This is a genomic window from Rugamonas sp. FW305-51 (assembly GCF_058786935.1).
In genome coordinates this window covers 106418-125408 of sequence record NZ_JBYSZG010000009.1, presented here as the reverse complement: position 1 = coordinate 125408, position 18991 = coordinate 106418, and the positions used below count along the sequence as shown (strand labels likewise).

At 64.2% G+C, this 18991-nt stretch carries 16 protein-coding genes; 8 read left to right on the top strand and 8 right to left on the bottom strand.

The features are described from left to right. Positions 1-144: 144 nt before the first annotated feature. Entirely contained in the window at positions 145-1008 is an 864-nt protein-coding gene (locus tag AC3WOS_RS09155; protein WP_492715598.1) for a helix-turn-helix domain-containing protein, read from the top strand. A gap of 222 nt (positions 1009-1230) precedes the next feature. On the opposite strand, the gene AC3WOS_RS09150 is transcribed toward AC3WOS_RS09155, so the two are convergent. Next, positions 1231-2241: an AraC family transcriptional regulator gene (locus AC3WOS_RS09150; RefSeq protein ID WP_492715597.1), complete on the bottom strand. Its 1011-nt coding sequence runs from the start codon at positions 2239-2241 to the stop codon at positions 1231-1233. 221 nt (positions 2242-2462) lie between these two features. Between AC3WOS_RS09150 and AC3WOS_RS09145 the strand changes: the two genes are divergently transcribed. The 3 genes from AC3WOS_RS09145 (at position 2463) to AC3WOS_RS09135 (ending at position 5512) form a co-directional block, all read left to right on the top strand. Next, positions 2463-3320, top strand: a complete 858-nt coding sequence (locus AC3WOS_RS09145) for a TauD/TfdA dioxygenase family protein (protein WP_492715596.1) — start codon at positions 2463-2465, stop codon at positions 3318-3320. Between the two features lie 50 nt (positions 3321-3370). After that, a complete protein-coding gene (locus AC3WOS_RS09140; RefSeq protein ID WP_492715595.1) occupies positions 3371-4432 on the top strand; it encodes a beta-keto acid cleavage family enzyme in 1062 nt (353 codons plus the stop codon). A 303-nt stretch (positions 4433-4735) separates the two neighbouring features. Next, the gene (locus AC3WOS_RS09135) at positions 4736-5512 is read left to right on the top strand and encodes a slipin family protein (protein WP_492715594.1); all 777 of its coding nucleotides are present in this window, start codon (positions 4736-4738) and stop codon (positions 5510-5512) included. A 109-nt stretch (positions 5513-5621) separates the two neighbouring features. Here the strand turns inward: AC3WOS_RS09135 and AC3WOS_RS09130 are convergent, their stop codons facing one another. From AC3WOS_RS09130 to AC3WOS_RS09120, 3 genes are all read right to left on the bottom strand, one after another. Beyond that, positions 5622-6926 (bottom strand): replication-associated recombination protein A, encoded by a 1305-nt coding sequence (locus tag AC3WOS_RS09130; protein ID WP_492715593.1) that lies wholly within the window; start codon positions 6924-6926, stop codon positions 5622-5624. A gap of 169 nt (positions 6927-7095) precedes the next feature. Continuing rightward, on the bottom strand, positions 7096-7752 hold the full coding sequence (lolA, locus tag AC3WOS_RS09125) for an outer membrane lipoprotein chaperone LolA (RefSeq protein ID WP_492715592.1): 657 nt from the start codon (positions 7750-7752) through the stop codon (positions 7096-7098). Positions 7753-7766: 14 nt separating this feature from the next. Then, positions 7767-10118 (bottom strand): DNA translocase FtsK, encoded by a 2352-nt coding sequence (locus AC3WOS_RS09120; RefSeq protein ID WP_492715591.1) that lies wholly within the window; start codon positions 10116-10118, stop codon positions 7767-7769. A gap of 271 nt (positions 10119-10389) precedes the next feature. On the opposite strand from AC3WOS_RS09120, the gene trxB reads away from it, so the two are divergent. The 3 genes from trxB (at position 10390) to AC3WOS_RS09105 (ending at position 12871) form a co-directional block, all read left to right on the top strand. Next, positions 10390-11343 carry a thioredoxin-disulfide reductase gene (gene trxB, locus AC3WOS_RS09115; protein WP_492715590.1) on the top strand — a complete coding sequence of 318 codons (954 nt, stop codon included), beginning with the start codon at positions 10390-10392 and terminating at the stop codon, positions 11341-11343. A gap of 6 nt (positions 11344-11349) precedes the next feature. Further along, complete coding sequence (locus AC3WOS_RS09110; protein WP_492715589.1) at positions 11350-12021, top strand: Smr/MutS family protein; 672 nt, start codon at positions 11350-11352, stop codon at positions 12019-12021. A 226-nt stretch (positions 12022-12247) separates the two neighbouring features. Beyond that, positions 12248-12871, top strand: coding sequence for a trimeric intracellular cation channel family protein (locus AC3WOS_RS09105; RefSeq protein WP_492715588.1), 624 nt, complete (start codon positions 12248-12250; stop codon positions 12869-12871). Between the two features lie 58 nt (positions 12872-12929). Here AC3WOS_RS09105 and AC3WOS_RS09100 read toward each other — a convergent pair whose 3' ends face one another. After that, positions 12930-13268 (bottom strand): P-II family nitrogen regulator, encoded by a 339-nt coding sequence (locus AC3WOS_RS09100; protein WP_019922031.1) that lies wholly within the window; start codon positions 13266-13268, stop codon positions 12930-12932. Positions 13269-13583: 315 nt separating this feature from the next. Continuing rightward, on the bottom strand, positions 13584-15632 hold the full coding sequence (locus AC3WOS_RS09095) for an NAD(+) synthase (protein ID WP_492715638.1): 2049 nt from the start codon (positions 15630-15632) through the stop codon (positions 13584-13586). Positions 15633-15748: 116 nt separating this feature from the next. Here AC3WOS_RS09095 and AC3WOS_RS09090 point away from each other — a divergent pair, with 116 nt between their 5' ends. Continuing rightward, positions 15749-16939, top strand: a complete 1191-nt coding sequence (locus tag AC3WOS_RS09090) for a GNAT family N-acetyltransferase (protein ID WP_492715637.1) — start codon at positions 15749-15751, stop codon at positions 16937-16939. Here AC3WOS_RS09090 and AC3WOS_RS09085 read toward each other — a convergent pair. Continuing rightward, positions 16905-17243 carry a DUF5335 family protein gene (locus AC3WOS_RS09085; RefSeq protein WP_492715587.1) on the bottom strand — a complete coding sequence of 113 codons (339 nt, stop codon included), beginning with the start codon at positions 17241-17243 and terminating at the stop codon, positions 16905-16907. The genes AC3WOS_RS09090 and AC3WOS_RS09085 overlap by 35 nt on opposite strands. 186 nt (positions 17244-17429) lie before the next feature. Then, positions 17430-18929: a peptide MFS transporter gene (locus AC3WOS_RS09080; RefSeq protein WP_492715586.1), complete on the bottom strand. Its 1500-nt coding sequence runs from the start codon at positions 18927-18929 to the stop codon at positions 17430-17432. Between the last annotated feature and the right edge of the window lie 62 nt (positions 18930-18991).

Here is an 18991-nt window from a genome sequence, read left to right as displayed (position 1 = left end):
CCCAATCAGGACAAACGCCGGGGCTGTGCTGACGGAATGGCATTATTCGCCAGGTGGGCGCACACGATCAATGACCTGGGAGATCATCTTCGCATGACCTGGCAGGTCATGGCCGCCATGCAGCCCCAAGGGTAGAATGGGCTGATGGAACGCCACACCCTGCCAGCATCGCCCTCCTCCCCGCCCGCCCATGCGGGCATTTTGCTGCGCGAATGGCGCGCCGCGCGCCGCCTGAGCCAGCTCGACCTGGCGCTGGACGCCGGCCTGTCCACCCGCCACCTGAGCTGCGTGGAAACGGGCAAGGCCCAGCCCAGCCGCGAAGTACTCACACGCCTGGCCGACACGCTGCAGATGCCGCTGCGGGCCCGCAACGCGCTGATGATCGCGGCCGGCTTCGCGCCGCGCTATCCGGAAACGGCGCTGGTCAAGCCGGAGCTGGCGCAAATGCGGCGCGCGATCGAATTCATCCTGGGGCAGCAGGAACCGTATCCCGCCTTCCTGCTCAATCGCCACTGGGATGTGTTGATGGCCAACCGCGCCTCGGCCCGCGTCAACCGGTTGGTGATGGGCGGCCGGCGCACGCAGCATCGCAATATGCTGCGCCAGATATTCGACCCGGCCGACCTGCGCGGCGCCATCGTCAACTGGGAAGAAGTGGCGGGCAACCTGATCCACCACCTGCACAGCGTGGTGGCTGGCTCGCCGGACGACCAGGTAGCGCGCGGGCTGCTCGACGAAGTGCTGGCCTACCCTGGCGTACCGTCGCGCTGGCGCCTGCGCGAACTCGAAGCGACGCCCGTGCCATTGCAGAACACAATCTTGCGGCACGACGGCGGCGAGCTGCGTTTCTTCTCCACCATCACCACCTTCGGCACCCCGCGCGACGTCACGCTGGACGAAGTGCATATCGAATGCTGCTTCCCCGTCGACGAAGCGACGGCCGAGCTATGCCGCCAGCTGGCTCGCCAAGACAGCCCAGCTCGCCCGCTCAAAAAACCGGAGACATAACACGGCTCCCCGCAGCCTGCCTAAAATGGGGACGTACCCCATTTTTCTGGAAGATCGCACCGCGCGCAGCACGCCAGAAAATTGTATTGAGTCTCCGTTTTCCGAATTGAGTCGAATTGGGGTACGTCCCCATTTCCGTTTTTTGAAAATGGGGTACGTCCCCATTTTTTCGTCCCCATTTCTTTTTGCATCGTTGACGTTGCAGCTGTGCATGCCCACCCGCTATTTTGTATCGACGCGCCGCTCTGCGCGCCAGGCGCGAGGCGGCTGGCCAAATCTGGCAATGAACCAGCGCGTGAATGACGCCTGCCGTGTGTAGCCCAGCAACGCGGCGATGCGGCCTATGGGAAACTTGGGATTGCTCAAGTAGCGGATCGCCAGCTCGTGCCGCACATCCGCCAGCAATTCAATGAACTCGGCGCCATGCTCGGCCAGATGGCGCTGCAGACTGCGTCCGCTCAGCCTCAATTTTCCAGCCACGCCGTCTATCGTCGCTTCGTTCAGCGGCAGCAGCAAATAGATGGCGCGCCGCACTTCGAATACGATCGATTCATGGTCGGCCGCATCAAGCGGCTCCGCCAGGCTTTCCCCATACCGCACCAACGCCGGATCAGCCGCGGGATTGGCCACGTCCAGGTCCGCCGCCACGCAAACGATGCCATTGAACTCCCGGTCGAAGTGGACGGCACAGCCGAAGTAGCGCCGGTGGTAGCTCGCATCGGCCGGCGCAGCATGGGTGAAGTTGACACTCCTGGGCCGCCATCCTGCGCCCAGCAGCACGCGGCAGATCCGCGACAGCACGCCCACGGCCAGTTCCGTCGCCTGCCGCGTCTGCACGTCCGCGCCGGCGATGATTTCTTCGCGGATCAACACCGTGTCGTCCACCGTTTCGATGTAGATGGCCAGCGCATCGTTGAGCAGGTGATGGTAGCGTTCGGCCATCAACAGCGCTTCGCGCAAGGTGCGCGCGTGCGCCAGCAGCAGGCCGATGGGGCCCACGTCGCGCCGCTGCCGCAGCTCCGACATTTCCAGTCCGAAAGTGGTGCACCCTGCGCGCTCGGCCGACAATTCCAGCAGACGGCATACGGCCGACAGCGGCACGCGCTGCCCCTGGTCGCCTACCTGCGCCGCTTCTATCCCCACCCCCGCCAGCAATTCCAGTGAGTTCAGCTTGTGGCGGCTGGCCACCTCCAGATAGCCGGTCAGCGTGCTCGCCCGAATCATGGTTCCCATTTCCCGCTCCCCGTTTTCCGCCCCGCGCCTGCCATTTCCGCGTATTTACATGCGTGAAATCAATCGCACCTCAACTGCCGGTCCAGTATAACGGACGTGGCGCAAAATGAGAAAACTTTGGCGCATAAAGAGAAACAACAGGCAGCCATCTCCCTATACTTTCAATCAACCGCAGCACTGAAAGCGGCGATCCACCGAAACTAAAACACCACGGAGACACGATGAGAATCGAACAAATGACCTGCGCCATCGGCGCCGAGTTGCTGGACGTGAATCTGGGCGACGCGGTCCGCGACGACGGCCTGTTCAACGCCATTTACGACGCCCTGCTGAAACACAAGGTGCTGTTCCTGCGCGACCAGACGCTGGACAAGCTGTCGCGCCAGGACCACATGGCGTTCGCCCAGCGCCTGGGCCAGCTGGAAACGCACCCGATGGCCCCCAGCCATCCGGAAGCACCTGGCCTGGTGCAGATCTACAAGAACCCGGACACCCCGATGGACCGCTACGAAAACGCCTGGCACAGCGACGGCACCTGGCGCGCAACGCCGGCCCTGGGTTGCGTACTGCGCTGCATTGAGTCGCCCCCGGTGGGCGGCGACACCATGTGGGCCAACATGGTGCTGGCCTACGACAAGCTGCCCGCCTACGTAAAAAAGGAAATCGAAGGCCTGATCGCCAACCACAGTTTCAACGCCTCGTTCGCCGCCGCCATGCCGCAAGAGCAGCGCCTGAAAATGAAGGCCCAGTACCCGGACGCGGAACACCCCGTCGTACGCACCCATCCCGAAACGGGCGAGAAGATCCTGTTCGTCAACGCCTTCGCCACCCACTTCGTGAATTATCACAACAAGGAACGGGTCCGCTACGGCCAGGACTACAACAAGGATGGCGGCGAACTGATGCAGTACCTGATCAGCCAGGCCTACATCCCCGAATACCAGGTGCGCTGGCGCTGGCGCAACAACAGCATGGCCATCTGGGACAACCGCAGCACCCAGCACTACGCCGTCATGGATTACCCGCCCTGTCATCGCAAGATGGAGCGCGCCGCCATCATCGGCGACAAGCCTTACTAAGCCTGGGCCATCCCAGAAAACCCTACGCATCTATCCCCAAGGAGCAAAAAATGAATTTCCTCGATGGCTCGCTGTTCCCCGAAAACCAGCAAAAACTCGTCATCACTGCCGCGCCGTTCGGCCCTGAGTGGCAGCCTTCCGACTTCCCGGAAGACATCGCCGTCACCCTGGAGCAGCAGATCCAGAAAGCGGTCGACTGCTACAACGCCGGCGCCACCGTGCTGCACGTGCATGGCCGCGAAGACGACGGTTCCGGCTCCAAGCGCCTGGAGCGCACCAACGAACTGGTGGCCGGCATCCGCGCCCACTGCCCGGACATGATCCTGCAAGTGGGCGGCTCGATCTCGTTCGCCCCCACCAAGGAAGGCGAAACGGCCAAGTGGCTGTCGGACGACACCCGCCACGGCCTGGCCATGATCGATCCCAAGCCGGACCAGGTCACCATCGCCATCAACAGCAACCAGATGAACGTGGTGGAGCAGATGTGCGCGGCCGACGTCAAGGGCACTTCGCTCGACGTGGGCACGCCCGGCTATTTCGCCTACCGCGAAATGACCATCCCGGCCGGCCCTGAGTGGGTGGAAGAGCACATCCGCCGCCTGTCGGCACGGGGCATCCAGACCCATTTCCAGCTGGCCAACATCGCCCAGCTGGAAACGGTGGAGCGCATGATGCGGCGCGGCGTCTGCAACGTGCCGCTGATCCTGACGTGGGTGGCCATCGGCGGCGGCTTCGAGGCGCCCAACATCTACAACCTGGCCAACTTCGTGCGCGCCTGCCCGGACGGCTCCGTGCTGACGCTGGAAAGTTCCATGCTCAACACCCTGCCGCTGAACATGATGGCCATCGCCATGGGCTTGCACGTGCGTTGCGGCATCGAGGACAACCTGTGGACCCAGGACCGTTCGCGCAAGATGTCCACCGTGGAGCAGATCGAGCAGCTGGTGCGCATTTCCCGCGAATTCGGCCGCGACGTGGCCAACGGCAAGGAAGCGCGCGAAATCTACAAGATCGGCACTTTCTACGAAACGGCGGACGAAGCGCTGGCCAAAAACGGCTTCGCACCAAACCGCAAGGCTGGCCAGAAGGGCTTTACGCAGTTCGCGCGCTGAATTCGTGCGCTAAGTTCGTACGCTGAATTCGTACGCCGACCTGGCTGACCACCCCGGCGGAACGCGCCGCCGGGGTACTGTCGCGCAACGCCAGGCTGGATCCCCCCCCCACCTGCCCGCGTCCGTTCCGCCGCATCCGGCAACAACGGGCGCACAATAGACAACTGAGCAAAAGCCGCCTACCATGAATTACGGTGTTCAATACCGTTTCGTGGAGGCGGCTTTTCCATTGCGGCAGTTTGACCTCGCCACTGTGCCGGTAACGCGCACGGCAGGACGATGGACATGGGAGGCACTATGGTAGTGACAAACTGGTCTGGCACGTTCCTGTTCCTCGTCATCCTGCTGTTGCTCGCCTCGTCCGTCCGCATTTTCTGGGAATACGAGCGCGGCATCGTCTTTACGCTGGGGCGCTATACGAAAGTAAAGGGCCCGGGGCTGGTCTTCATCATCCCCCTGATCCAGCAAGTGGTGCGGGTGGACTTGCGCACCATCGTGCTGGAAGTGCCGACCCAGGATGTGATCTCGCGCGACAACGTGTCGGTGAAGGTGAGCGCCGTCATCTATTTCCGCATCGTCGAGCCGGAAAAGGCCATCATCCAGGTAGTCAACTACCTCAATGCGACGAGCCAGCTGGCGCAGACCATGCTGCGTTCCGTACTGGGCAAGCACAGCCTGGACGACTTGCTGGCCGAACGGGAAAAACTGAACCAGGACATACGCGATGCGCTCGAAGCGCAAACGGATTCCTGGGGCATCAAGGTGGCCAACGTGGAAATCAAACAGGTCGACCTGACCGAATCCATGGTACGCGCCATCGCCCGGCAGGCCGAGGCGGAACGGGAGCGGCGCGCCAAGGTCATCCACGCCGAAGGGGAATTGCAGGCTTCGGAGAAATTATATGAAGCGGCCAAGGTGCTGTCCCAGCAACCGCAAGCCATCCAGCTGCGCTACCTGGAAACCCTGACCGTGATCGGGGCGGACAAGAACACCACTATCGTGTTCCCGCTCCCCATGGAATTGGCCGCATTCCTGCAGCGCGCGCAGCAGCAGGCGGAGGCGCCGCCCGCGCACGGGTAATCGTCGCTGGCTTGCACCGGACCGGCTGCGGATCGGCCCCTTTGCAAGGCCAGCCACTCGATCAAGCACGGACCGCCACCAACCCGCCGGCGCCCGATGCCGGCGCGCCTTATTCCTTGCCCGCGTCCTCATCGAGCTTGCGCAGGAAAGCCATCTTGTCGGCGATCTTGCTTTCCAGCCCGCGCGGTACGGGTTGATACCAGCCCGGGTCGCCTATCCCGTCCGGCAGATAGGTTTCCCCTGCCGCATAGGCGTGCGGCTCGTCGTGCGCGTAGCGGTACTCGTGACCGTAGCCCAGCTCCTTCATCAGCTTGGTCGGCGCATTGCGCAGATGCACGGGCACTTCGCGCGACTTGTCCTTTTTCACGAACGCCATGGCCTGGTTGAAGGCCATGTAGCCGGCGTTGCTCTTGGCCGCGATAGCCAGGTAGATCACAGCCTGGCCCAGCGCCAGATCGCCTTCCGGCGAACCGAGCCGCTCGAAGGTGGCCGCCGCGTCGTTGGCCAGCTGGATGGCGCGCGGGTCGGCCAGGCCGATGTCTTCCCACGCCATGCGCACGATGCGGCGCGACAGGTATTTGGCGTCCGCGCCGCCGTCCAGCATGCGGCACAGCCAGTACAGGGCCGCGTCCGGGTTGGAGCCGCGCACGGATTTGTGCAGGGCGGAAATCTGGTCGTAGAAGTTATCGCCGCCCTTGTCGAAGCGGCGCGCGTTCAGCGTCAGCGCATTCTGGATGAATTCGGGCGTAACGATATTGGTGCGGGCCGCGTTGGCGGCCGTGCTGGTCTGTTCCAGCAGGTTGAGCAGGCGGCGCGCATCACCGTCCGCATAGCCGACCAGCGTGTCGATGGCCGCGTCCTCGATCTGCAGATGGGACAGCGCCGTCGCGCGCGCCTTGGCCACCAGCTGCTTGAGCTCGTCCTCGTTGAGCGACTGCAGCACATACACCTGCGAGCGCGACAGCAAAGCGGAATTGACTTCGAACGAGGGATTCTCCGTGGTGGCGCCGATCAGCGTCACCAGGCCCGATTCCGCATACGGCAGCAGCGCATCCTGCTGCGACTTGTTAAAACGGTGAATCTCGTCCACGAACAGGATGGTGTGCTTGCCCATGGCCAGATGCTGCTCGGCCTGCTCCATGGCGGCGCGGATATCCTTCACGCCGGAAAACACGGCCGACAGCGCGATGAACTGGCAATCGAAGGCATTGGCCGTCAGTCGCGCCAGCGTGGTCTTGCCCACGCCGGGCGGGCCCCACAGTATCATCGAGTGCGGCTGGCCCGATTCAAACGCCAGGCGCAGCGGCTTGCCCGGCCCCAGCAGATGGCTCTGGCCGATCACTTCGTCCAGGGTCTTGGGCCGCAGCGCTTCCGCCAGCGGCTGGCGCGGTTCATTCGAAAAAAGGTCTGCCATGCTGTACTTGCCGTATCAAAGGGAAAAGCGCCGCAGCAAGAGCTGCGGTGTGCATCGCTGTGCCATACGAGCCTGTTTCAAAATGACGGTGGCCAGGCGTGGCGCCCAAGACAGTGCGCATGCACGGCGAGGCACCACAACGACGCCACGGGCTTGTTGAAACGGGCTCTTAATTATTGAAGACGTCGGCGCCCTTCGGCATGACGAACTTAAAGCTCGTGGCATTTAGCGCCGGATTACGTTCGATTTTCTTGAACGCCAGCACGGACAGCTGGCCAAACGTATCCTTCAGCTCCATCGCCTCCGGCAAGCCGTTGCGCAGGCCGATGGTAATTTCCTCGAAGCTAGTGTCCTTGGCCTTGGGCACGGCCTTCAGCCATTCCACGCCATCCTTGGTGCCCGCTTCCGACAGGGTGAAATTTTTCTCCAGGTCGTTGCTGCCGAACAGGATGGCGGCCGGCGAGGAACCGAGCGCATTGCCCAGCTTCTTCACGGTGACCTGGTTCAAGTCCTTGTCGAAAATATAGAGCTGCTCGCCATCGGCCTGCAACACCTGCTCGTACGGTTTTACGTACGTCCAGATGAACTTGCCGGGCCGGGCGAACACGAAGGTGCCGGTGGACGAGGTGGAAGTCTTGGTGCCGCCGCTTTCCAGCTTTTTGACCTGGTGCTGTGAAAATTCGCCCTTGGCCGACTTGGTGCCGGCCACGAAAGACTTGAACTGTTCCAGCGCGCTGGCATGGGCCGCGCCCGCCAGCAGCAGGCTGCAGGCCAGGGCGGCCGCTGTCTTGGCCACTGTTTTGGCCACTGCGTTGCAATGTTTCATACGATTTATCCTGTTTATTCTGCGCTGGCGGTCGGGGCCAGAATGTCGCGGTTGCCGTTCGACTGCATGGGCGACACAACGCCGCTCTGCTCCATCTGCTCCAGCAAACGCGCGGCGCGATTGTAGCCGATGCGCAAATGGCGCTGCACCAGCGAAATGGAGGCGCGGCGGTTCTTGAGCACCACCTGCACGGCCTGGTCGTACATCGGGTCGGCTTCGCCGCCGCCCTCGCCCGCCGCCCCCGCTTCGCCGCCTTCGCCTTCCAGCGTGCCGCCTTCCAGGATGCCGTCGATGTAGTCCGGTTCGCCCGTCGTCTTCAAGTGCTTGACGACGCGGTGCACCTCTTCATCGGAAACAAACGCGCCGTGCACGCGCACGGGCAGGCCGGTGCCGGGCGGCATGTACAGCATGTCGCCCATGCCGAGCAGCGTTTCCGCGCCCATCTGGTCGAGAATGGTGCGCGAGTCGATCTTGGACGACACCTGGAACGCGATACGGGTCGGGATGTTGGCCTTGATCAGGCCCGTGATCACGTCCACAGATGGGCGCTGCGTGGCCAGAATCAAGTGCAGGCCGGCCGCGCGCGCCTTTTGCGCGATACGGGCGATCAGTTCTTCCACCTTCTTGCCGACCACCATCATCAGGTCGGCCAGCTCGTCGATGATGATGACGATGGTGGGCAATTTCTCCAGCGGCTCCGGCGAATCCGGCGTCAGGCTGAACGGATTCGGGATGTGTTCCTCGCGCTTGCTCGCCTCGGCGATCTTGGCGTTGTAGCCGGCCAGGTTACGCACGCCGAGCTTGGACATCAGCTTGTAGCGGCGTTCCATTTCGTTCACGGCCCAGTTCAGGGCGTGGCCGGCCTGGCGCATGTCCGTCACCACGGGCGCCAGCAGGTGCGGAATGCCTTCGTAGACCGACATCTCCAGCATCTTCGGATCGATCAGGATCATGCGCACGTCCAGCGGATCGGACTTGTACAGCAGCGACAGGATGGTGGCGTTGATACCCACCGACTTGCCGGAACCGGTGGTACCGGCCACCAGCAGGTGCGGCATCTTGGCCAGGTCGGCCACCACGGCCTTGCCGGCGATGTCCTTGCCCAGCGCCACGGTCAGGCTGGATGGGTTGTCGTTGTAGACCTTGGAGCCGACAATCTCGCTCAGGCGCACGATCTGGCGCTTGGGGTTGGGCAGCTCGAGCGCCATGTAGTTCTTGCCGGGAATGGTTTCCACCACCCGGATCGAGGTCAGCGACAGGGAACGGGCCAGGTCGCGTCCCAGGCCCACGATCTGGCTGCCCTTGACGCCGGTGGCCGGTTCGATCTCGTAGCGCGTGACGACGGGGCCGGGATAGGCCGCCACCACCTTCGCTTCCACGCCGAAGTCGGACAGCTTCTTCTCGATCAGGCGGCTGGTGAATTCCAGCGTCTCGACGGACACGGTTTCCTGCACGGGCGGCGGTTCGTCCAGCAGCGACAGCGGCGGCAGATGGCTGCCGTCGGACAGATCCTGGAACAGGCTGGCCTGCTTTTCCTTCTCCACCCGCTCCGACTTGACCACCGTGACCACCTGCGGCTCGATCTTGACGGGCGGCGCGGCCACGTGCTTTTCCACGTGCTTGGCGCGCTCGCTGACCACCACTTCGTCGCGCTTGACGGCGGCCACTTCGCCCTGGCGGCGGTCTTCGCGGTACTGGTAGCGCTGGATGAACCAGTCGATGGCCAGCTCGATGCCGCCGCCGATGCGCTCGGCCACGGCCAGCCACGAGACCTGGAAGAACAGGCTGAAGCCCAGCCCGAACAGCAGCAACAGCAGCAAGGTGGCGCCAGTGAAGCCCAGCCCCACGTGGGCCGAATGGCCGATCAGTTGCCCCAGCACGCCGCCGGGCGCGCGCGGCAGTTGCACCTTGAGCGACCACATGCGCAGATATTCCAGCCCCACGCTGCCCAGGAACAGCAGCACGAAGCCGACGATGCGGATGATGTATTCGTGCTGGTGTTCCGGTTCCGGTTCCCTGGACAGCACAAAGGTCTGGGTCAGCCCCGTATAGCCCTTCCACACCAGGCGCAGCAGGCACAGGCACAGCCACCAGGCGGAAAAGCCGAAGATAAACAGCAACAGGTCGGCCAGCCAGGCGCCGGCCCGGCCGCCCAGGTTGTGTACCCGTGGCACCACACTGGCGTGCGACCAGCCGGGGTCGCCCTTGGAATAGCTGATCAGGATCAGCACGAAATACAGGGCCAATGCCGCCAGCGCGAGCCAGCGCGCCTCGGACAACAGGCGGACCAGCCGGTTGGGCAAGGGTTGACGTTCAGTCACAGTGCGGGTGTAGCTGGATGGGGTCGAGGGGCTGGATTTCGTCATACGCTCTGGGACTAGTACTACGGCCGGCATTACCGCCGGCTAAGTGTTATTGCAATATTATCGACCATGAAACAGTCATAGCCTTCTATTCTAAGGCATATGCGCCCCGCCCGGCCCCCTGATTCGTGCCGAATCGCCGCTTGGACTATAATCTTGCATTGCTTAACCGAATGCAATAGCTGGCGCCCCTGCGCCGCCCTTGCTCTACCGGTATTTGCCCCCAATTCGGATACGTTATCCACCGTCCAACCTCTGAATAAGAAGCCATCTCATGACCACTCCCAAACACGCCCGCGTCTTGATCCTCGGTTCCGGCCCCGCCGGCTACAGCGCCGCTATCTATGCTGCGCGCGCCAACCTGAACCCGATGCTGGTGACCGGCGTCGAGCAAGGCGGCCAGCTGATGACCACCACCGACGTGGAAAACTGGCCGGCGGACCCCATGGGCGTGCAAGGCCCGGACCTGATGCAGCGTTTCCTGCAGCACGCCGAGCGCTTCAACACGGAGATGGTGTTCGACCACATCCACACCGTCAAGCTGAACGAAAAGCCGCTGCGCCTGATCGGCGACAGCCATGAGTACACCTGCGACGCCCTGATCATCGCCACCGGCGCCTCGGCCCAGTACCTGGGCCTGCCGTCCGAGCAAGCGTTCATGGGCAAGGGCGTGTCGGCCTGCGCCACCTGCGACGGCTTCTTCTACCGCAACCAGGCCGTGGCCGTGGTCGGCGGCGGCAACACGGCCGTGGAAGAGGCGCTGTACCTGTCCAACATCGCCAACAAGGTCACCCTGATCCACCGCCGCGACAAGTTCCGCGCCGAGCCCATCCTGGTCGACCGCCTGAACGCCAAGGTCGCCGAAGGCAAGATCGAGATCAAGTACAACCACACCCTGCATGAAGTGGTGGGCAACGACAGCGGCGTGACGGGCGTGAAGATCGCCTCCACCACCGACGGCGCCATCACCGACGTGACCGTGCACGGCCTGTTCGTGGCCATCGGCCACAAGCCCAACACGGACATCTTCGAAGGCCAGCTGGAAATGCACAACGGCTACATCAAGACCCGCACCGGCACCGAAGGCATGGCCACGGCCACCAACATCCCCGGCGTGTTCGCCGCCGGCGACGTGCAGGACCACGTGTACCGCCAGGCCATCACCAGCGCCGGCACCGGCTGCATGGCCGCGCTGGACGCCCAGCGCTACCTGGAAAGCCAGGACTAAGCGGCCATGGCACTGAAGGACTTCGCCGACCTGAAATCCCTGAGCAAGCAGCTCAAGGAACAGGCCGACGCGCGCGCCGCGGCCAAGGCCGAGCAGGCCAAGCGGGAAAAAGTGCAGGTGGTGGAAGCTAACCTGTTCCACGCCAGCGTGGGCGGCGTCAAGCGCCTGCCGGAGCAGAACCGGCTGGTGCCGGGCCTGCCCAAGGCGGCTGGCGTCACGCCGGCCACGCCCGCCCGCCCCCGCTCCCAGGCCGAGGACGATGCGGCCGTGCTGCGCGAATCGCTGTCGGACCAGTTCGACGTCGAGCACCTGCTGGAGACGGAACCGAACGTCAGCTTCACCCGCAACGGCGTGGGTCCGGACGTGATGCGCAAGCTGCGCAAGGGCCACTGGCCGGTGCAGGACGAACTGGACCTGCACGGCCTGCGGCGCGACGCTGCCCGCGACGCCATCGGCGCCTTCCTGCAAAAGGCCAAGCGGCACAACGCGCGCTGCGTGGCCGTCATTTACGGCAAGGGCTACGGCTCCGCCAACGGCGAACCGGTGCTGCGCTCCATGGTGCACAGCTGGCTGGAACAGAAGGAAGAAGTGATCGCCTTCTGCGCCGCCCGTCCGCTGGACGGCGGCGAAGGCGCGCTGATGGTGCTGCTGCGCGCGGCCCTGCAGACGCCGCGCTGAGCGACCCGACTGGTGGCGCTACGGCGCGCGCAGCCGTGCAGATGCCGCGCTGACCGGCGCCGCCCGCTGATGGTGCTGCTGCGCGCCACCCGGTGGATGGCGCGCTGACCGGTCTGGCGCCGTCCGTCCGCCCCGTCCAAAATTCCAACGAAGCAACAAAACTATCCCACGACCGGCTTGCGCATGTTAACCTACGCGCACCAGCCACCCTGCCCTATTCGCCAGCATGAAGCACATCCCGCACGTCTCCCTCATCACCGTCATAGAAATCGTGGCGATCCTGGTGGGCGCGATGTCGGGTTTCATCGAAGCGCGCCGCAAGCGCATGGACCTGGTGGGCGTATTCACGGTGGCCTTCATCACGGCCTTCGGCGGCGGCACGCTGCGCGACATCCTGCTCGACGTGCGGCCCCTGTTCTGGGTCGAGCACCAGGGCTATGCCATCCTGATCTTCGTGCTGGCCCTGGTGGCCACGCCGCTGGTGCGCACCATCCGCCAGATCGTATCGGAGCGCATCATCGTGGTGGCCGATGCCATCGGCCTGGGGCTGTTCGCCGTGGCCGGCGTGTCGCAGGCGCAAGCGGCCGACATGCCCGTGTTTATCGCGGCCATGATGGGAGTGATTACGGGGATTTTCGGCGGTGTGTTGCGCGACATCGTCTGCAACGAAGTGCCGATGGTGTTCCGCGACGGGAAACCGTACGCGATCTGCGCCTTCTTCGGCGCCTGGCTCTACATCGCGCTGCAGCACACGCAGGTATCGAACGACTTCGCCCTGTGGTTCAGCGCCGCCTTCATCACGCTGCTGCGGCTGCTGACCTGGAAATTCGACATGCGCATCAACCGCTAGCGCGTTGGATGTGCCGGCATCCCCGCAGGCGCGGGGACGCCGGCACATCCAACGAACCTTAGACGGCGTCGGGACCCGTTTCGCCGGTGCGGATGCGGATCACCTGCTCCACGTTCTGCACGAAGATCTTGCCGTCGCCGATCTTGCCGGTGCGGGCGGCCTTGATGATGGCGTCCACCACCTGCTCGGCCACGCCGTCGTCCACCACCACTTCCACCTTCACCTTGGGCAGGAAGTCGACCACGTATTCGGCGCCGCGATACAGCTCGGTGTGGCCCTTCTGGCGGCCGAAGCCCTTCACTTCCGTCACGGTCAGGCCGGTGACATTGACTTCAGCCAGCGCTTCGCGCACTTCGTCCAGTTTAAACGGTTTGATTACAGCGGTAATCTGTTTCATGACATCTCCTTGAATGTAAATCGTGATTCGTAAAACCGGTACGTAAAACGGGGAGTGCCCTGCCCCGGACGCACCGCCATGGTGCATGCCGGACGGCGGCTGGTGCCGGACGATACGAGCTAGTATCGGCGCCTTCCCGGATCTTCAGCAGGTGGGTAACCCATGCCGTGCCGCGCGGCGGGTAGCCGGCGGCCATGACGGCAGCGATCGGACGAGGTGATTCCACGATATCCAGACCGCATTGTAAGCTACCCGCGCCCGCTCTCCTATCCGCACGCGGCAATACCGAAGCGCTGCTCGGTTAATGTCGCCGCCTCAGACGGGGATACGCTGCAGATCCTGCATCCATACCACGCTTTGCGCATCGCTGGGCGCGCGCCAGTCGCCGCGCGGCGACAGCGACCCGCCAGTGCCCACCTTGGGCGCGTTGGGCACGCAGCTGCGCTTGAACTGGCTGGTGCGGAAGAAGCGGTCCAGGAAGATGGCCAGGTTCTTCTTGATCGCGGCCAGGTCGTACTGGTTGCGCGCCACATGCTCGCCCTCCGGCCAGCGCCCCTGCTCACGGTCGTGCCAGGCCGCCAGTGCCAGGAAGGCCACCTTGGCCGGCGCGAAGCCGAAGCGCAGCGTGTAATACAGGTTGAAGTCCTGCAGCTCGTACGGGCCGATGGTGCTTTCCGTGCGCTGCTCCGGCTGGCCGTCGGCTGTGCCGGGCACCAGTTCCGGGCTGATTTCCGTGCTCAGGATATTGAGCAGCACCTGCGCGTCGTTACGGCCGATCACGCCCGACTCGGCCACCCAGCGCACCAGGTGCGAGATCAGGGTCTTGGGCACGCTGGCGTTCACGTTGTAGTGCGACATATGGTCGCCCACGCCGTAGGTGCACCAGCCCAGCGCCAGTTCGCTCAGGTCGCCCGTGCCGATGACGATGGCGTGGTTATGGTTCGCCAGCCGGAACAGGTGGTTGGTGCGCTCGCCCGCCTGCACGTTCTCGAACGTGATGTCGTACTGGTTTTCACCGGACGCATACGGATGCCCCAGGTCCTGCAGCATCTGCACGCAGCTGGGGCGGATGTCGATTTCGGCCGAGGCGCAGCCGACCAGTTTCATCAGCTGGTGGGCCTGGGTCAGCGTACGCTCGCTGGTGGCGAAGCCGGGCATGGTGTAGGCCAGGATATTGGTGCGGGGGAGCTTGAGCTTGTCCATCACGCGTGCGCACACCAGCAGCGCGTGGGTCGAATCGAGGCCGCCGGACACGCCGATCACCACCTTCTGGATGCCGCTCGACTGCAGCCGCTGGGCCAGCGCCTGTACCTGGATGTTGTAGACCTCGTTGCAGCGCTCGTCGCGGCGGCGGCTGTCGGCCGGCACGTAAGGGAAGCGCTCCACGCAGCGCTTGAGCGCCAGCGTGCGCTCCAGCGCCAGCGCCAGCTCGAAACGCACCGTGCGGAAGCGCGCCACTTCATCGGCATGGCGCTGCACGGACTGGCCGAACGTGGTCTGGCGCATGCGCTCGCGCGACAGGCGCTCCAGGTCCACGTCGGCAAAGATCAGGCTGGGCTCATCCTGGAAGCGCTTCGATTCGGCCAGCAGCTCGCCGTTTTCGCAGATCAGGGCCTGGCCATCCCACGCCAGGTCGGTGGTCGATTCACCGCTGCCGGAGGACGTGTACAGATAGGCCGACAGGCAGCGCGCCGACTGCTGCGCCACCAGCTGGTGGCGGTAGCCGGCCTTGCCCACCAGCGCGTTGGACGCGGACAGGTTGACCAGCACGCTGGCCCCGGCCAGGGCCGCAAACGACGACGGCGGGATCGGCACCCACACGTCCTCGCAGATTTCAACATGAAACTTCAGCAGCGGCAGATTGGCCACCTCGAACAGCAGGCCGGAGCCGAACGGCACCGTCTGGCCCAGCAGCGTCACTTCCGTCACGGCCGCATAGTCGCCCGAGCAGAACTGGCGCGCTTCGTAAAATTCACCGTAGTTGGGCAGGTAGCTCTTGGGCACCACGCCCTGGATGCGGCCACCCGCGATCACGACGGCGCAGTTGTACAGCTGGTGCTGCACCCGCAGCGGCATGCCCACCACCAGCGCCAGCGGCAGCGCTCCGGACGCGGCCACCACCGTGCCCAGCGCCGTCTCGCAGGCGTCCAGCAGCGCGCGCTGGTGGAACAGGTCGTCGCAGGTGTAGGCCGACAAGCCCAGCTCGGGGAACGCCACCAGGGCCGCACCCTGCTGGTGGGCTTCGGTGGCCATGGCGATGGTCTGGGCCGCGTTGAAGGCCGGGTCGGCGATGCGGCATCGGGGCACGGCCACGGCCACGCGGGCGAAGTCGTGCGAGTACAGATTGAAGAAGTTTTTCGTCATGTCCATCTTTCTCACCTGCCGGGCGCATGCCCGCTCGTCCGGCGGTGACGGAATATTTTGCGTAGAATGCCACTCTGGTCAGCCGGGATAGTGCAAACATGATGAGCGGGCAACAGATGAATTATCGCACGGGTATCGTTTCTTCTCTTGCCGACGTGGGCGAAGCGGCCTGGACGGCCTTGCTGGCGGCCCAGGGCGATGCCAACCCCTTCCTGTCCTACGCCTTCCTGCATGCACTGCACGAATCGGGCGCGGCCTGCACCGATACGGGCTGGCAGCCCCAGTACCTGGTGCTGTGGGACGGGCCGGTGCTGGCGGCGGCCATGCCGCTCTACGTCAAATCCCATTCCTACGGCGAATATGTGTTCGACTGGGCCTGGGCTGACGCTTACCAGCGCAACGGGCTGGAATACTATCCCAAGCTGCTGTCGGCCATCCCCTTCACGCCCGTGACGGGCGCGCGCCTGCTGGCGCGCGGGCCGGCCGAACGGGCCGCCCTGGTCGAACTGCTGTGTGCCCAGCAGGAAGCGGCCGGCATGTCGTCCACCCACATCCTGTTTCCGCCCGAGGAGCAGGCGCGCCAGCTGCAGGAAGCCGGTTTCATGCTGCGCAGCGGCGTGCAGTTCCATTGGCTCAACGGCGGCTACGCGGACTTCGAACAGTTCCTGGCCACGCTGGAACACAAGAAGCGCAAGAACATCCGCGCCGAGCGGCGCAAGGTGCGCGAGGCGGGCGTGACGCTGCGCCAGCTGCGCGGCGCCGCCATCACGGAAGCGGACTGGCGCCTGTTCCACCGCTGCTACGCCAACACCTATGCCGAGCACCGCTCGTCGCCCTACCTGAACCTGGATTTCTTCCTGCGCATAGGCCGCACCATGCCGGACAACGTCATGCTGGTGGTGGCCGAGCGCGATGGGCGGCCGGTGGCGTCCTCGCTCGTATTCCACACGGCCGACACGCTGTACGGCCGCTACTGGGGCGCGCTGGAGCACATCCCCTGCCTGCATTTCGAGACGGCCTATTACCAGCCGCTGGAGTTCTGCATCGCGCAAGGCATCGCCACCTTCGAAGGCGGTGCGCAGGGCGAGCACAAGTTGGCCCGCGGCTTCCTGCCGCAAAAGACCTGGTCGGCCCACTGGCTGGCCCATCCCGCCTTTGCCGACGCCATCGAGCGCTTCCTGGCGCGCGAAGGGGGCGGCATCGATGCCTATCTCGACGAGCTGAACGAACGCAACCCGTTCCGCGACCAGCCCGGACCCAACGGCTGCCGCGTCAGTGCGGCGCCGTCAAGCGCAGGGGGTCGCTGAGCTTGAGGATGTGGCGGTAGTCTTCGCTATCGACCACTTCCATGCTGCTCACTTGCCCCAGCTCGATATCGACATAGACCGTGCGCGGCGCCCGGATCAAGTGGTTCAAGCCTTCCACCATCACGCTCAGGATGTCGTCGCGCGGCTCGTACGTCAGGCCCAGCAGGGGTATCCACTCCTGCTCCACCTGGCTGCCCAGCGACATTGCCTCGACGTCGATTTCGACGCTCTTGCCTTCCAGCTCCTTGGAGACGCGGTCGAAATAGCTGTGCCATTCCGCCTTCTCGATTTTCGCGACCGTCATTTCCAGCCTCCTTTCGTCAGCATAGCCTGCCGTCGCGCTGCTGCGGACGGCATGTATCGGAACGTTCAGTATGCGCCGCCGGCCCCGCGCACGGTATAAAAAATAGTGATTGGGATCAGCTCCTGAGACGAAAAACGCCGCCGGCCGGCAAGACCGGCGGGCGGCGCGGGGCCGTCACGGCCGCGTTCAGCTGTGCGCCTGGTGGGCGGCCGTCAGGCGGCGCATCATGGGCAGCGCGGCCAGCGCGATGGCGGTGCAGACGACGGCACCAAAGCCCAGCTTGGTGAACAGGTTGGTGTAAATGGGCAAGGTCAGCACGGGATCGACGATATCCTTGGGCACGCTGGCGAAATTGGCCACCACCCCGCCCAAGTACTGGGAAATGCCGACGGCGACGAAATAGGCGCCCATCATGAAGCCGCCCATGCGCTCCGGCACGTAGCGCGCCATCACGGCCAGGCCCAGCCCGCCCACCAGCAGTTCGCCCAGCGAATAGAAGCCGTAGCCGGCGATCATGACCCAGGCCGACGCCTTGCCGCCCACGGCGAACTGGCCGGCCACGCCGTAGATGAAGAAGCCGATGGCGACGATGGAAAAGCCCAGCGCGAACTTGCCGGCGATCGACAAATCCTTGCCGCTGCGTCCGGCCCTGGCGTAGGCCCAGGCCAGCACGGGGCTCAGCAGCATGATCCAGATCGGATTCAAGGCCTGGAACTGGGCCGGCGCCCAGGTCCACAAATGCGTGCCCAGCAGCTGGAAGTCGCCATTGACGTTACGCAGCGCGAACAGCGACAGCGAGGTCGACATCTGTTGATAGAAAATAAAGAAGAACACGGTCTGCATCATCAGCACCAGGGCCGCGATCAGGCCGGCCCGTTCGCTCACCTCGCTCTTGCGGATCAGGTAGACGAAAATGCCCAGCACGACGAAGCCGGCCACATAGACGAAGGCCCGTGCCACGCTCTGGTATTGCAGGATGACGGCCGCGCAGACGATGGCCACCACGCCCCCGCCCAGCACCATCAGCAGGCGCCGTATATCGAGCGGCAACTCATCGGGCCGGGAACCGACCCGGTCCAGCGTCTGGCGCATGGACAGCACCGTGAACAGGCCCACCACCAGGCCCACGCTGCACACGGCGAACGCCATGTGCCAGCCCAGGCCGCTGCCGTAGTGCTCGTTGACATAGTCCTTGACCCACGGCGTGGCCAGCATGGACACGGTGGAGCCGACATTGACGGACATGTAATAGAGCGTGAAGGCGCTGTCGATCTTGGAATCGTCACCCTCATAAATCTTGCGCACCAGGTTGGCCGTGTTGGGCTTGAACAGGCCGTTGCCGACCACGATCACGCCCAGCGCGGAAAAGATCTGCCACGTGTTTTCGCTCGGGATGGCCATCAAGCCATAGCCTATGCTCAGGATCAGGGCGCCCAGCATCATGCAGCGCTTGGTGCCCAGCACCTTGTCGCCGACCCAGCCGCCGATGGCGGGCGAGACGTAGACCAGGGCGGAAAAGGCACTCCACACCAGGTTGGCGCGGCTATCGTCAAAGCCCAGGCGCTGCACCATGAAGTAGACGATCAGCGCCTGCATGCCGTAATAGCCGAAGCGCTCCCACAGTTCGATCAGCGCGATCGTCGCGAACGAGCGCGTCTGCGTATAGGTTGGGACGGGGGTAGTCATGGATCTCCAGTGTCTGGTTCTTAAGCTTAAGCGTTTATTAAGTGGCATACGGTGTGCCGCCG

Excerpts from the sequence above, each read along its gene's own strand:
- AC3WOS_RS09130 (WP_492715593.1), bottom strand. The coding sequence starts at position 6,926 with ATGGCAGACCTTTTTTCGAATGAACCGCGCCAGCCGCTGGCGGAAGCG.
- AC3WOS_RS09155 (WP_492715598.1), top strand. The coding sequence starts at position 145 with ATGGAACGCCACACCCTGCCAGCATCGCCCTCCTCCCCGCCCGCCCAT.
- AC3WOS_RS09105 (WP_492715588.1), top strand. The coding sequence starts at position 12,248 with ATGAAGCACATCCCGCACGTCTCCCTCATCACCGTCATAGAAATCGTG.
- AC3WOS_RS09100 (WP_019922031.1), bottom strand. The coding sequence starts at position 13,268 with ATGAAACAGATTACCGCTGTAATCAAACCGTTTAAACTGGACGAAGTG.
- AC3WOS_RS09140 (WP_492715595.1), top strand. The coding sequence starts at position 3,371 with ATGAATTTCCTCGATGGCTCGCTGTTCCCCGAAAACCAGCAAAAACTC.
- AC3WOS_RS09085 (WP_492715587.1), bottom strand. The coding sequence starts at position 17,243 with ATGACGGTCGCGAAAATCGAGAAGGCGGAATGGCACAGCTATTTCGAC.
- AC3WOS_RS09080 (WP_492715586.1), bottom strand. The coding sequence starts at position 18,929 with ATGACTACCCCCGTCCCAACCTATACGCAGACGCGCTCGTTCGCGACG.
- AC3WOS_RS09120 (WP_492715591.1), bottom strand. The coding sequence starts at position 10,118 with ATGACGAAATCCAGCCCCTCGACCCCATCCAGCTACACCCGCACTGTG.
- AC3WOS_RS09095 (WP_492715638.1), bottom strand. The coding sequence starts at position 15,632 with ATGACGAAAAACTTCTTCAATCTGTACTCGCACGACTTCGCCCGCGTG.
- AC3WOS_RS09150 (WP_492715597.1), bottom strand. The coding sequence starts at position 2,241 with ATGGGAACCATGATTCGGGCGAGCACGCTGACCGGCTATCTGGAGGTG.
- AC3WOS_RS09110 (WP_492715589.1), top strand. The coding sequence starts at position 11,350 with ATGGCACTGAAGGACTTCGCCGACCTGAAATCCCTGAGCAAGCAGCTC.
- trxB (WP_492715590.1), top strand. The coding sequence starts at position 10,390 with ATGACCACTCCCAAACACGCCCGCGTCTTGATCCTCGGTTCCGGCCCC.
- AC3WOS_RS09090 (WP_492715637.1), top strand. The coding sequence starts at position 15,749 with ATGAATTATCGCACGGGTATCGTTTCTTCTCTTGCCGACGTGGGCGAA.
- lolA (WP_492715592.1), bottom strand. The coding sequence starts at position 7,752 with ATGAAACATTGCAACGCAGTGGCCAAAACAGTGGCCAAGACAGCGGCC.
- AC3WOS_RS09145 (WP_492715596.1), top strand. The coding sequence starts at position 2,463 with ATGAGAATCGAACAAATGACCTGCGCCATCGGCGCCGAGTTGCTGGAC.